Annotated in this window: 12 protein-coding genes; 7 read left to right on the top strand and 5 right to left on the bottom strand. The window is 64.9% G+C overall.

Going from position 1 to position 13,097, the window contains the following annotated elements; translation table 11 throughout:
• Positions 1-3 precede the first annotated feature (3 nt).
• Complete coding sequence (locus C1D09_RS06535) at positions 4-372, bottom strand: RcnB family protein (protein ID WP_143973516.1); 369 nt, start codon at positions 370-372, stop codon at positions 4-6.
• A gap of 386 nt (positions 373-758) precedes the next feature.
• On the opposite strand from C1D09_RS06535, the gene C1D09_RS06530 reads away from it, so the two are divergent.
• From C1D09_RS06530 to C1D09_RS06520, 3 genes are all read left to right on the top strand, one after another.
• On the top strand, positions 759-2,423 hold the full coding sequence (locus C1D09_RS06530) for a Na/Pi cotransporter family protein (RefSeq protein ID WP_143973515.1): 1,665 nt from the start codon (positions 759-761) through the stop codon (positions 2,421-2,423).
• 131 nt (positions 2,424-2,554) lie between these two features.
• The gene (locus C1D09_RS06525; protein WP_143973514.1) at positions 2,555-2,764 is read left to right on the top strand and encodes a DUF2061 domain-containing protein; all 210 of its coding nucleotides are present in this window, start codon (positions 2,555-2,557) and stop codon (positions 2,762-2,764) included.
• A gap of 136 nt (positions 2,765-2,900) precedes the next feature.
• Complete coding sequence (locus C1D09_RS06520) at positions 2,901-4,085, top strand: MFS transporter (protein ID WP_143973513.1); 1,185 nt, start codon at positions 2,901-2,903, stop codon at positions 4,083-4,085.
• Between the two features lie 408 nt (positions 4,086-4,493).
• On the opposite strand, the gene C1D09_RS06515 is transcribed toward C1D09_RS06520, so the two are convergent.
• Complete coding sequence (locus tag C1D09_RS06515; RefSeq protein ID WP_143973512.1) at positions 4,494-6,713, bottom strand: heavy metal translocating P-type ATPase; 2,220 nt, start codon at positions 6,711-6,713, stop codon at positions 4,494-4,496.
• A gap of 111 nt (positions 6,714-6,824) precedes the next feature.
• Between C1D09_RS06515 and C1D09_RS06510 the strand changes: the two genes are divergently transcribed.
• On the top strand, positions 6,825-7,241 hold the full coding sequence (locus C1D09_RS06510; RefSeq protein WP_143973511.1) for a MerR family transcriptional regulator: 417 nt from the start codon (positions 6,825-6,827) through the stop codon (positions 7,239-7,241).
• A 67-nt stretch (positions 7,242-7,308) separates the two neighbouring features.
• On the top strand, positions 7,309-8,340 hold the full coding sequence (locus C1D09_RS06505; RefSeq protein WP_143973510.1) for a DmpA family aminopeptidase: 1,032 nt from the start codon (positions 7,309-7,311) through the stop codon (positions 8,338-8,340).
• A gap of 107 nt (positions 8,341-8,447) precedes the next feature.
• Here C1D09_RS06505 and C1D09_RS06500 read toward each other — a convergent pair whose 3' ends face one another.
• Positions 8,448-9,005 (bottom strand): GNAT family N-acetyltransferase, encoded by a 558-nt coding sequence (locus C1D09_RS06500; protein ID WP_143973509.1) that lies wholly within the window; start codon positions 9,003-9,005, stop codon positions 8,448-8,450.
• Positions 9,006-9,051: 46 nt separating this feature from the next.
• On the bottom strand, positions 9,052-9,762 hold the full coding sequence (locus C1D09_RS06495; protein ID WP_143973508.1) for a DNA helicase: 711 nt from the start codon (positions 9,760-9,762) through the stop codon (positions 9,052-9,054).
• 376 nt (positions 9,763-10,138) lie between these two features.
• On the opposite strand from C1D09_RS06495, the gene C1D09_RS06490 reads away from it, so the two are divergent.
• On the top strand, positions 10,139-11,137 hold the full coding sequence (locus C1D09_RS06490) for a hypothetical protein (protein ID WP_143973507.1): 999 nt from the start codon (positions 10,139-10,141) through the stop codon (positions 11,135-11,137).
• Between the two features lie 50 nt (positions 11,138-11,187).
• On the opposite strand, the gene C1D09_RS06485 is transcribed toward C1D09_RS06490, so the two are convergent.
• Positions 11,188-11,979 (bottom strand): alpha/beta fold hydrolase, encoded by a 792-nt coding sequence (locus C1D09_RS06485; protein ID WP_143973506.1) that lies wholly within the window; start codon positions 11,977-11,979, stop codon positions 11,188-11,190.
• A gap of 101 nt (positions 11,980-12,080) precedes the next feature.
• Here C1D09_RS06485 and C1D09_RS06480 point away from each other — a divergent pair, with 101 nt between their 5' ends.
• Entirely contained in the window at positions 12,081-13,007 is a 927-nt protein-coding gene (locus C1D09_RS06480; protein WP_143973505.1) for a LysR family transcriptional regulator, read from the top strand.
• The last annotated feature ends 90 nt before the right edge of the window (positions 13,008-13,097 follow it).

The raw sequence follows: 13,097 nt of genomic DNA, 5'->3' as shown, positions 1-13,097 counted from the left end.
GGCTTACTGCGCGGCGAGCGCGCCGAAGACGACGCCCGAGAGGATACCGACCAGCACATAGTCGTTGCCGACGCGGATCCATTCCTGACCGCGGCCGGGGCGATGCAGGCCGTAGCGGCCATAGTCGCGGATCGGCTGGTGCTGCCTCCAGCCGGAATATTTCTGGCCGTTGCGCCAGTGGTTCCGCTTCACGACGACCTTCTTCTTGAAGACGCGCTTCCTCACATCATTGTGGCGGCCCGGTTTCTGCCAGTCGGCCTTGGTGTAATTCGACTGCGGCACGACCGTCGCGTTCATCGGCGCGGCCTGGCCGGCAAGTGAGGTGGCGGCCAGCATCGAGACAGCGAGGACAGAAAGAACGATGCGCTTCATGGGAAATCTCCTTGGTTATCGATGGCCGAGGAATAGCGGCCGGAGGATGAACTGAAACTGAACGCCGACGTTACAATTATGTAATGAAATCTTCTGCTTATTGCCGATACTTGAACATCGTCCGCAAAGACGGGTGCCCGCCACCCTGCAAAAGCAGGCGTTCCAGACCAGCCGAGGCGCGGCCGTGCAACCATTTGCGCCCCCATCCATTTCCCGACACGCCCTGTCGCGCCGCGACGGCCTCTTGAAATCGACAAAGTTTTATTACCCGGCTAAAATATTCCGGCTATTATTCGCGGTGTCATGACCATGATTCGAACCCTTGCCTTTCCGCCTCTTCGCCGCGCCGTCCGCACTGCGTGCCCTGTCCGCACGCAGGCGCCGAAATGAGCGGTTCCGTCGTCCTTTTGCATCTCGCCGGCGCCGTGGCGTTGATGCTGTTTGCCACGCGAATGGTGAAGACCGGCGTCGAACGCGCCTATGGCGACGTGCTGCGCCACAGGCTGCGCGCCACCATGCGCAATCCGGTCATGGCGGTGCTGGCCGGCACCGGCCTTGCCATCGCCCTGCAGAGCTCGACGGCGGTGACGCTTTTGGTCGGCTCCTTCGCCGGTTCCGGTATCGTCTCGGGCGCCGCCGGCCAGTTGGCCGTGCGCGGCGCCGAGATCGGCTCGGCGCTCGTGGTCAAGCTGCTGACCTTCGACCTTACGCTGCTGGTGCCGCTCTGCCTGATCACCGGCACGGTGATGTTCATGGCCACCGAGCGGCGCGACTGGCGCCAGACCGGCCGCATCCTGGTCGGCATCGGCCTCTTGATCCTGTCGCTGGAGATGATCGGCCAGGCGTCGGAGCCGCTGCGCAACAGCCAGCTGATGCCGGTCATCATCAACTATTTCTCCAGCGATTCCATCACCGCCTATCTCTTGGCGGCGCTGATCACCTGGCTGTTCCAGTCGAGCATCGCCGCGGTGCTTTTGATGGCGACGCTCGCCGGCCGCGGCCTGATCAGCCCGGAGCTCGGCGTCGTCCTCATCCTCGGCGTCAATCTCGGCTCTTCCATCATCGCGCCGATGCTGACCCGGTCAGCGGGGCCAGCCGTGCGCGTCGTGCCGATCGGCAATCTGCTGATGCGCGGGCTTGGCTCGCTGGTCATGCTGGTCCTGTTCATGATCTTCCGGCCGCATGTCGGCTTCCTCGGCGCGACGGCCGCCGACCAGATCGTCAACGCCCACATCCTGTTCAACGTGATCATCCTGCTGGCGGGGTTGCCGCTGGCCGGTTTCGTCTACCGCGCTTCGGAAAAGATCGTCGCGCTCGGCACCAAGGCGGCGCCGGCCGCCTCGCTCGACGTCGTCGAATTGTCCGCGCTCAACGAAAGCGCGCTGGATGTGCCGAGCCAGGCTCTGGCCAATGCCACGCGCGAGGTGGTGCGGGTCTGCGAGACAGTCGAGATCATGCTCAAGCGCATCATTGAGCTCTATGAGAGTGCCGACGCCGACAAGATCAAGGCGCTGGCCGCCCTCGACGACCGCGTCGACCGCAAGCACGCAGCGATCAAACTCTACCTGGCCAAGGTCACCAAGAACCCGCTGACCGAGGACGAGGCGCTGCGCTGCCAGGAACTGATCGGCGCCTGCGTCAAGCTCGAGCAGGTCGGCGACATCATCGTGCGCAACATGCTGGTACACGTGAAGAAGAAGGTCGATCGCGGGCTGGAGTTCACCGACGAGGGCTGGAGCGAATTGTGCGCCTTCCACGGCTCGGTGCTGGCCAATGCAAGGCTTGCCTTCAACGTGCTGGTCTCGCGCGACCCCGAAACGGCGCGTCAGCTGGTGCTGGAGAAGGACCAGCTGCGCGAGCGCGAGAAGGAAACCAGCGCCAGCCATTTCCTGCGGCTGCGCGAAGGCACCGCCAAAAGCGTCGAGACCAGCTCGATCCATCTCGACACCATCCGCGACCTGAAGCAGATCAATTCACTGTTGGCCTCAATGGCCTATCCGGTGCTCGAAGAGCGCGGCCTTCTCACAGGATCACGACTGAAGGCCAGCTAGCGAGAAGGGATTTGCCACGGCGGCATCAAATTGGGAACAAGCTTGCGCCGTCCCGGCTCGAACAGCAAAATTAGTCTTTGCTCACCCTGCCACTCGTCGGCTAAGCATCCGATGCCCCCGGGAGGAAATCGATGGATACCCATTCGCGCAGTTTCGCCAAGGCACTTTCCTGGCGCATGACCGGCACCATCGACACGATCATCATCTCGCTTGTGGTGACTGGCAGCATCAAGCTGGCAGCCGCCATCGGCGTAACGGAGGTCTTCACCAAGTCGCTGCTCTACTATTTTCATGAGCGTGCATGGCTGAAGATCCCATTCGGGCGCAGGACCCCGGTCTAGCGGGCTTGCATTGCATGGCCGATTGCGCGCCAGCGGCAAGGGGAGCAGTCAAGAAAAGCTAAAGCGGCACCAAGAATTTCTGGATTGCCCCTGGCTTCCATTCGTGGTTTGAGGCCGTTGCAGCCAAGGCTTTCCCATGTCGCTTCCACTCATTGCCCTGTTCATTGCCGCTTTTGCTTTCGGCACCACCGAATTCGTCATTGCCGGCGTGCTGCCGCAGGTGGCGGTAGGGCTCGGCGTTTCGGTTCCATCCGCCGGCTACCTCGTCTCCGGCTATGCCTGCGGCATCGCCATCGGCGGCCCGCTGTTGACGCTCGCCACCAAATCCCTGCCGCGCAAGACCTTGCTGCTCGGCCTCGCCATCGTCTTCATCGTCGGCCAGGCGGCCTGTGCACTGGCGCCCGACTTCACCTCGATGCTGCTGCTGCGCATCGCCGTCGCCGTCGCGCACGGCGCCTATTTCGGCGTCGCCATGGTGGTCGCGGTCGGGCTGGTTCCCGAGGACAAACGCGGCATGGCAGTGGCGGTCATCCTGTCCGGCCTCACCGTCTCCAACGTCATTGGTGTGCCGGCGGGCACCGCCATCGGCAACATCTGGGGCTGGCGCGCCACCTTCTGGGTGATGTGCGCGCTTGGCGTGGCGGCAGCGCTCGCGATGACTGCACTTCTGCCGCGCACCGCCGGATATCAGGCCAAGCCCGCCGGCCTGGCGCGTGAGGTCCGCGTGCTGGCGCGCCAGCAGGTCTGGACCTCGCTGATCCTCATGCTCATGCTGATGCTCGGCCAGTTCTGCCTGTTCACCTACATCACGCCAACCTTGCTTGAAGTCACCGGGCTCGACGAGGACCTGGTGCCCTGGGTACTGCTGCTCAACGGCGTCGGCGCCACGCTTGGCGTCTTCGTCGGCGGCAAGGTGTCGGACTGGAAGCTGATGCCCTCGCTGATCACCATGCTCGCATTGCAGGCAGTGACGCTTGGCGTCATCTATGCCGTCAGCCCCTATCCCCTGCCGATGATCGTGGCGATTGTCATCTGGGGCGGCCTCAACTTCGCCATCGGCACGCCAATCCAGACCCGCATCCTGGCCTGGACGGCGGATGCCTCCAACCTCGCCTCATCGCTGATCCCGTCCGGCTTCAATGTCGGCATCGCGCTGGCAGCGTCATTGGGAGCCGCCATGCTCAATGCTGGCTACGGCTATCGCAGCCTGCCGGCGGTGGGCGCGGCCGCCATGCTGGTCGCCATGGTGGTGGCTGTCATCTCCCAGGTGTGGGAAGGGCGCAGCAACGCCACGCCGCCGCTGACGGCACCGGCCGAGTAGCGACCTCGCCTCTTCGTCCCTTCAGCACGTCGATGAAGGCGCGCCGCGCCGGCGGCACCAGCCGCTGGCCTGCAGAGTAGAGGAACAGGCCGGGAATGGGCAGGCACCGACGTCCAGCACACGGACAAGCGTTCCCCGGTCGAGGTAAAGGCCTGGCGGATTTGTCCGAAATGTAGGCGATCCCCGTATCGCCGGCGGCTGCCTCGGCCATCAACTCCATATTCTACAGAAGTGCGCCAGCGACCTCCAAGGCGATCTCGACGATTGACCTTCGGCGCCGCCGCCCACGCCTCGATCCGCAGCCCGCTCGAGGGCAGGCTTGCGGAACTGGAGAACGGAAGGACGCGGCACCCACCATGGACATCGACCCGTGACGGAGCGTCGGTCGAACGGCGTCGGCCGCGGCCCTCACCCGCGCCAGCGCAACAGGCGCATGGCGTTGGCGGTGACCAGCACGGTGGCGCCGGTGTCTGCCAGGATCGCCGGCCACAGGCCGGTGATGCCTGAAATGGTGGTGACCAGGAACACCGCCTTCAGCCCCAGCGCCACGGTGATGTTCTGGCCGATATTGGCCATCACCGCCCGCGACAGGCGCACCATGCTGGCAACGTCCCGGACGCGGCCATGCAGGATCGCCGCGTCCGCCGTCTCCAGCGCCACGTCGGTGCCGCCGCCCATGGCAATGCCGATGTCGGCGGCGGCGAGCGCCGGCGCATCGTTGATGCCGTCACCGACCTTGGCCACCTTCAGCCCTTCGCTCTGCAATTCGCCGACGATGCGCTGCTTGTCCTGCGGTAACAATTCCGCCCGAGCCTCGATGCCGAGCGAAGCGGCGATGGCTTGCGCCGTACGCCGATTGTCGCCGGTTAGCATCACCGCGCGGATGCCCTCTGCCTTGAGCGCAGCAATGCCGGCCGCCGCATCTGGTCGTGGCTCGTCACGCATGGCGATCAGCCCGGCCACCACGCCATCGGCGACCAGCACCGATACGGTCTTGCCCTGGCCGTTGAGGCTGTCGATGGCAAGCCGCTGTGCTTCGGTCATCGCAACGCGTTCGCCCGCCGCCGGGCCGGAACCAAGGAAGGCGGCCACGCCGCCGACGCTGCCCTCGACACCCTTGCCGGAGATCGCCCTGGCGGCCAGCGCCGGCGGCACCGGCGCCTTGGCGGCCTTGGCCCTGTCCAGGATCGCCACCGCCAGCGGATGGCTGGAGCCTTGTTCGAGCGCCGCTGCCAGCGCCAGCACGCCGCGCTCATCGCGGCCATAGGCAACGATGTCGGTAACGACGGGCTTGCCCGCGGTCAGCGTGCCGGTCTTGTCGAAGGCCACCGCCGTGATCCGGCGAAAGCCTTCCAGCACCGCGCCGCCCTTCATCAGCAGGCCACGCCGTGCGCCGGTCGCAAGCCCCGCTGCGATCGCGGCGGGCGTCGAGATGACCAGCGCGCAGGGGCAGCCGATCAAAAGGATCGCCAGGCCCTTGTAGATCCATTCGTTCCAGTCGCCGCCGGCGACGAGCGGCGGCAGCACGGCCACCAGCGCGCCGACCGCCAGCACGCCCGGCGTGTAGGTGCGCGAGAATCGGTCGATGAAGCGCTCGGTCGGCGCCTTGGCCTCCTGCGCCTCCTCCACCAGCCGCACGACGCGGGCGATGGTGTTGTCGGAAGCCGCCGCCGTCACCCGCACTTTCAGCACGCCGTCGCTGTTGATCGTGCCTGCGAAGACGGTGTCCGCGACACCCTTGCGCTTCGGCGTGCTTTCGCCGGTCACCGGCGCCTCGTCGATGTCACTCGAGCCTTCCACAATCTCGCCGTCGGCCGGGATGCGGTCGCCCGGCCGCACCACGATGACGTCGCCCACGCCAAGCTGTTCGGCGGGAACTTCTACCGTGCTGCCGCCCCGCTCGACCAGCGCCGTCTTCGGCACCAGATCGGCCAGGCCCTGGATGCTGGCCCGCGCCCGGCGGGCTGCGACACCTTCCAGAAGCTCGCCGATCAGGAACAGCACCACCACGGCGGCCGCTTCTTCCGTTGCATTGATCATCACCGCACCAGCAGCGGCGATGGTCATCAGCATCTCGATCGAGAACGGCGTTCCGGCCAGGGCCGCCATCAGCGCGCGCCGCGCGATCGGCACGAGACCGACCAGCAAGGCGGCCATGAAAACCCAGCGCTCGGCCGAGGGCAACAGATGGCCGATGCCATAGGCGGCGAGCACCGCTGCGGCACAAGCCAGCGTCAGCGCCGCACGGCGGGTACGCCACCACGGTTGCCCCGGTTCGACGTGGCTGTGCGGATGGGACGACCCTGCCGCCCCTTTGGCGATTTGTCGGCCGCCGCGATGGTCATGGCCTTCGTGGTCATGATCGGCATGGTCATGCGCCGTGGCCGCCGGCCCATCGATCCCGGCCTCCGCCTTGACGATGCCGTAGCCGAGCCGCGCCACCTGCCGCAGCACCCGGTCGTCATTGAGCGGCCCGCCATGGCTGACCGTCATGCTGGCGCCGGTCACTGAAACCGAGACATCCGCGATACCGTCGAGGCGGCGCACCGCGGTATCGATCTTGGCCGCGCAGGAGGCGCAGTCCATGCCGCCGATCTTGAACCGTGTCTGCCTTAAAGGAGAAGTCATTCCATCACCCGTCTGCTTTTTACCCGCGTGACGTGCCGCCGCACGGGTCTTGAACCTTGATGTCAGGCATTGTAATTGCTCTAGTCACTAGAGCTTCAAGAGGCAAAATGCATGTTTTCGATCGGTGATCTCTCCCGCCGCACCGGGGTCAAGGTGCCGACCATCCGCTACTATGAGCAGATGGGACTGGTCGCGGCGCCCGAGCGCTCGGAAGGCAACCAGCGCCGCTACTCCAGGCAGGAGCTGGAGCGGCTGGCCTTCATCCGCCACGCCCGCGATCTCGGCTTTGCCGTCGAGGACATCCGCGCCCTGATCGATCTCAGCGGTCATCCCGAGCAACCCTGCGGCCATGCCGACAAGATCGCGCAGGAGCAGCTGATTTCCGTGCGCGAAAAGATCGCCCAGCTGAAGCGGCTGGAAACCGAGCTGGAACGCATCGCCTCCTGCTGTGACGGCAAGACGGTCGGCGACTGCTACGTCATCCGTGCGCTGTCCGACCACGCGCTGTGTGCGGACGAGCACGTCTGATAACGAAAATCCGGTCCGGCGCGGGCTTCGGCTTGGGCGCGTGCCGTTCGTGAGACCAGGAGCAGACATGACGAGCACGGTGGTTGATTTCGGCTTGTGCTGCGGCACCTTGCCGGCGGGCGCGCGCAATGCGATCACCGATGTGCCCGCTATACGCGTCGGCCACTGCACGCTGCGCAACGGCGACATCAACACCGGCGTGACCGCGATCCTGCCGCATGGCGGAAATCTGTTTCGCAAGAAGGTGACGGCGGCAAGCCATGTCATCAACGGCTTCGGCAAGACCTCCGGCCTGGCGCAGGTACAGGAGCTTGGCACCATCGAAACGCCTGTTCTCCTGACCAACACGCTCTCGGTCGGCACGTGCGCAACGGCGCTGATCCGCGACGCCATCCGCCAGAACCCGGATATCGGCCGCACCACCGGAACCGTCAATCCGGTCGTCGGCGAATGCAATGACGGTCCGCTGAACGACATCCAGGCCCTGGCGATATCAGAGGAACACGCCCTCGCCGCGCTGGCGAACGCGCATGAGGGCGAGTTCGAACAAGGCAATGTCGGCGCCGGAACGGGAATGACTTGCTTCGGCTTCAAGGGCGGCATCGGGTCGGCGTCCAGAAGAATCGCGCTCGGCGGCGACCATCACCTCGGCGTTCTCGTTCTGTCGAATTTCGGCAGGCCGGGAGACCTCGTTCTGCCCGATGGGCGCCGGCCGCACCCCGGACAAGCGGCCGGCGACGAGCGCGGCTCGGTCATGATCGTGCTGGCAACGGATGTGCCGCTCGAACACCGCCAGCTTGAAAGAGTGGCGCGCCGCGCCGGAGCCGGCATCGCCAGGCTCGGCTCGTTCTGGGGCCATGGCAGTGGTGACATCGCCATTGCCTTCAGCACCGGCAATCTGGTCGACCACGATGAAAGCCGCGATCTGGTGCCCCTGCTCGCGCTCAATGAGGCGCGCATCGACATGCTTTTTCGCGCCGCGGCGGAGGCCACGCACGAGGCGGTGTTGAACTCCATGCTGTCGGCCGAGGCCTTCACCGGTAGGGCCGGCAAGCATCGCGCATCGCTGGCCGACTGGCTGCGCGATCAGCAAGGCTAAGGCGTGTCGCCCAAAACTGACCTCGGCTTGGGGGGACGACACTCATAAAGACAAAGACCTGAAGCGCTCGCATCAATCCGTTGCAACGCCACGCGCTTCAAAGCGATCTACAGCTCGATCCGGAACCGCAAACTCTCCACCCCGCCATAGGCGGCGTCCTCGAAGAAGCGTTCGACCAGCCTGCCGCCATTGGCCAGGATCACCTTGTGCGAGACCGGATTGCCAGGCTTTGCGGTGATCTCGACATAGGGCAGGCCGACCGCCCTCGCCTCGTCCAGCATCAGCCGCAAGGCCTCGGTGGCATAGCCGCGCCGCCGCTTCCATGGCACCACCGCATAGCCGATATGGCCAAGCACGTGCGAGGGCAGTTCCGCCGTGCCCTTTTGCCAGCGCAAGCCGATAGAGCCCGAGGCCTCGCCATCCCAGATCCAGCGGCGGAAGCCCGGCAGGCGCGCCGCTTGCGTGCCGTCGGGCAAGGTGATCGGGCCGGCCCTGGCCTCGGGATCGTCCAGGCTGGCCAGGAAGGCCACCGGATCCCGCTCTATCGCCGCCAACTGCTCGCGCGTCGCCTCCTGGAGCCGGACATTGTCCGGCGACCAGCCGCGCTCGAGCGCGGCCTTGTAGGACGGCAGATGCTCAAGCGCTGGTCTGACGATCTCGATCATGATCCATTCTCCCTGGCAGCAGGCATAGCCGTGGCCATCCGGGGGCTCAAGCCGCCTGAAAGCGGATCTCGCCCTTGTTCAGGAAGCAGGTCTTGTCGAACAGCGATAGATCGAGCGGGTTGGGCAACCTGATGTCGCCCATATCGGGGACCGGCTTGGTCTCGGGATCGTAGGACCGGTCGATCTGCGAGATGAAAACCAGTATGACGCCGCTGTCGCGCGCGAAAGCCTTCAAGGTGCGGACCTGCTCCATCAGGCCGGGGTTCTCACGTCTTTGGTCGAGCAATTGCAGATAGTCGATGACGGCCAGCGTACCACGCGGCGCCGACCGCAAGATCCTGACGATGTAGTCGGCGCTGATGTCATCGGACGTGTCGAACTCGAACAGCCGGTCGAACTGGGCCGGCTCCATGCCGATGGCGCGACACCGCTCCAGCACTTCGCGTTGCGTATATTCGAGCGTGAAGAACACGCTGCGATGGCCACATTTCATGGCCTCGACCGCGAGTTCGAGGCTCATCAGCGTCTTGCCGTGGCCGGGTCGCGCGCCGACCAGGACCAGATCGCCCGATGTCAGCTGCGCAAACAACCGTCCGGCAGGCGCTGCCTCGGACAGCTTGGCCGCAAGCAAACTCCAGCTGGTAAAACCTTGCTGCGCGGCAACACGATCAAGCGCCTGGTGGAGCGGAATTCCTGCCTTGCGCGACAACAGCCTGGCCTGACGTTTCAGATGGTAGACGGGCGCGGATAGTTTCATGGCAAAACCTCCTGGTGCGAGCCGTTTTCGCAACCCCTCCTTATGCCTTGCGCTCGAACAGTCGGCTCGGTGATGAGAGCGCCCCGCATGAACTGATGCTTTCCCATTGGAGGGAGGAGGCGTGGGCCACGCCAGAATCACATCATAGCTCAACCCTTGCGGGTCGAAAATCGGGCATGTCGGTGGAGACATCGGTCGTAAGCCTTGGACCAGCATCCCGGTCTATGGGCGGTGCGCGCGCCGGCCCGGTTCTTCGTGCGGACTTGCGGGCACGTTAAACAAGATGTGTTTCGCCGATTGCCGCGAGACATTTTATCATGGGTTGCGGAGATAACACCGCAACGATTCGCATGGCTTCGGCAGGAGACTTGAACCGGTGCGGTTGAGATTTTTCCCCTTGGGTGTCGTCGTCACCCTCAGCCTTCTCGCCATCGTCATTGCCCTGACCGCGACGGCCCGGTCCATTGCCGCGCCCTCGGCCATCCCGGCCTGGCTACAGGCCCATGTCGGCGACAGCGACGGCCAGATCTCAACCGTGGTGCTGGAGCGGGCGCGGGCGCTCTACCTGAAAAAGGTGGCGCAAGGCGCGGTCACCAACCCCTGTTATTTTGCCATGGACGCGACGCGCCCCGGCGACATGGGCAACGGCGTTCTCGGGCGCCGATACTACGTCGTCTGCGAGGCCAGCCAATCGTTTCGCGCCATCTCGTCGGGTCACGGCGGCGGCAGGAACCTGAAAGGCACGGCCGATTTCTCGAACGGCAGGCGGTGCTCCAAGAACTTCGGCAATGCCATGGATTCCGAACTGACCGCCGGCGGCGCTTATATGACTAGCGAGGCGAAAACATCCTTCAAGGGTTTTTATCGGACCGGCGCGAAACAGGATGTGGCTTTCCAGCGCACCTTCATCCAGTTCGACGGCGAAGGCGAAGCCGCCAATGCCAGGCAGCGGGTGATCGGCGGCCATGCGGCGCAGGTGCTGCGCGGCATGTGCATGCGCAAAAACCCCAACAGCTCCTACGCCGACCATGACGGCCTGGTGCCGTTCGGCCAACTGGTCGACTATGCCGGCGGCCGCAGCAATGGCTGCACCAGCTGGTCGCCAACGGATGCGCAGCAGATCATCGCCATGGTGAAGGACAATCCGACGACGCTCTACATCTATCCGGAATCGCGTGATATCGCCGCCGTCGCGCAGGCGGCAAAAAGCCATTCGCCATCGGGCCAAACGCCCTATTGGAACGCATCCTGCCTGAAGGAAATCGGCGCGCCGAAATTCTGGCCGCGCAAAACCCTCGAGCCGATCATCGCTCAATACAAGCAGGACCACCCGGCACCGCCGCCGCAGCCGGTGCCGATGTGCAAGGGGCCGTGAGGCCCGCTCTACGTCGCGAGACGGCAGACCCCACGGGAGCAGCCTCTCGGTCAGCGCAGAAAGCCAAGCACGGCCTCCATGAACTCCGCCGGATACTCCACGTTCGACAGGTGAACCGCGGGCAGCACAACCAGCTTCGCGCCGGGCACGGCCGCAGCGATCAGTTCGCTGTGGCTGGCCGCCGTCACCGTGTCATGCTCGCCGGCGATCACCAACGTCGGCCGGTTGATCAGCGTCACCGTGCGACGAAGATCGGCATCCCGAACGGCGGCGAACAGGCTGGCCAGGCCTTGCCGGTTGATAGCGAGCAGCATCGTGCGAAACGCCGCGATGACCGGTTCGTTGGCAGCCACCATCCGCGCCGGGAACCAGTTGTTGAGGAACATTTCGGCGGTTTCCGCCATGTCCGGCGCCTGCCGGACAACGGCAATCCGCTCGTCGAAATGGCTTGCCGGGCCAAGATGCGACGAGGTGTTGCTCAGGATCAGCCGGTTGACCCGCTCCGGCGCATGGATGCCGAGCCACTGCCCGACGAAGCCGCCGAGCGATAGTCCGAGGAAATGCACCCGCCCAACGCCGAGTTCGTCGAGCAGCTCGATCACGTCGCGGCCAAGCCGGTCCAGCGAATAGGCGCCCACCGGGGTGCTTGACCCGCCATGGCCGCGAAAATCGTAGCGCAGAACCCGAAAATGCCTGGACAGTTCGCCGACCTGCCCGTCCCACATCTGCAGCGTGGTGCCGATGGAGTTCGACAGCACCAGAACCGGCTTTGTGGCATCGCCATCGAAGCGGTAAGCGATGCGCGTGCCGTCGCCGACAGTCGCGAAGTTCAGCTCACTCATGATGAAAATTCCTCCTGGAAGGTTGGATGAGTCAGAGCGTAGCTGTGGCCAGCCTTTGGTGATATTACAAAGATAGGACAATCTCTGTAGTAGAAACTGACATGGCTGAATTCACCTTGCACGACCTGCAGTGCTTCGATGCGGTGATCCGCACCGGCGGTTTTCAGCCGGCGGCAGCCCTGCTGCACCGCTCTCATCCGGCTGTGTTCGCCGCCGTCGCCAAGCTCGAACGGCAGCTCGACCTCGTTCTGCTGGATCGCAGCGGCTATCGCGTGCGCCCGACAGAGGCTGGGCTGTCGTTCCATCGCCGGGCGCAATCGCTGTTGCGCGAACTGGAAGGCCTGCGCGTCCATGCCGCCCAGCTCTCGATGGGCGAGGAAAGCGAGATCCATGTCGTGATCGGCGACCTCTGCCCAAGGCCGCAAGTGCTGGGCATGCTCGGACAGTTCTTCGCCCGATGTCCGGGCACGCGCCTGCATCTGCATTTCGAAGCCGTCGGCGGCCCTTGTGAGCGGCTTTTCGATGACGAGGCCGACCTGATCCTGCACTGGATCGACAAGGGCGACGCGCGGGTGGAATGGATCGATCTGTGCAAGGTGCCGTTCATTCCCGTGGCAGCACCGGGCTTTTTGCCCGAGGCGCTCACGCAGCCGATCACGCTGGACCGGATGCGGGCGCTCACCCAATGCGTCATGCGCGACACCGCCCGCCATTCGCCTCGGCAGGACTACTTCATGGTAGAAGGCGCGCCGCAATGCCTGGTGCCTGACCAGGGCATGAAGAAGGAGATCATCCTGCAAGGCCTTGGCTGGGGCCACCTGCCCCGCTTCCTGATCGAGGACGAACTATCCGACGGACGCCTTCTGTCCATTGCCGGCCGCCACATGCCAGGCCGCACCGACGAACTGGTGGTGGCGCGCCGCCGTGACCGCCCGCACGGGCCGGTGGCCAACCGGCTATGGGATCATGTCGAGCAGGAAGCCCCGGCCCTGCGCCGCGCGCTGGAGCCGCCAAAAACCGCGTCTTAGGGCAAGTCCACACCTGGCGGTTGCCCTTAAAGCGCCTTACTGCAGCAGCCCTTTGACGATGCCGCTGGCCTTGCCGAAATCCATCTGGCC

This window comes from Mesorhizobium intechi (assembly GCF_002879535.1).
GTDB classification, from domain to species: Bacteria; Pseudomonadota; Alphaproteobacteria; order Rhizobiales; family Rhizobiaceae; genus Mesorhizobium; species Mesorhizobium intechi.
Note: the sequence above shows the minus strand (reverse complement) of the source record. Positions and strands in the feature narration are given on the sequence as shown.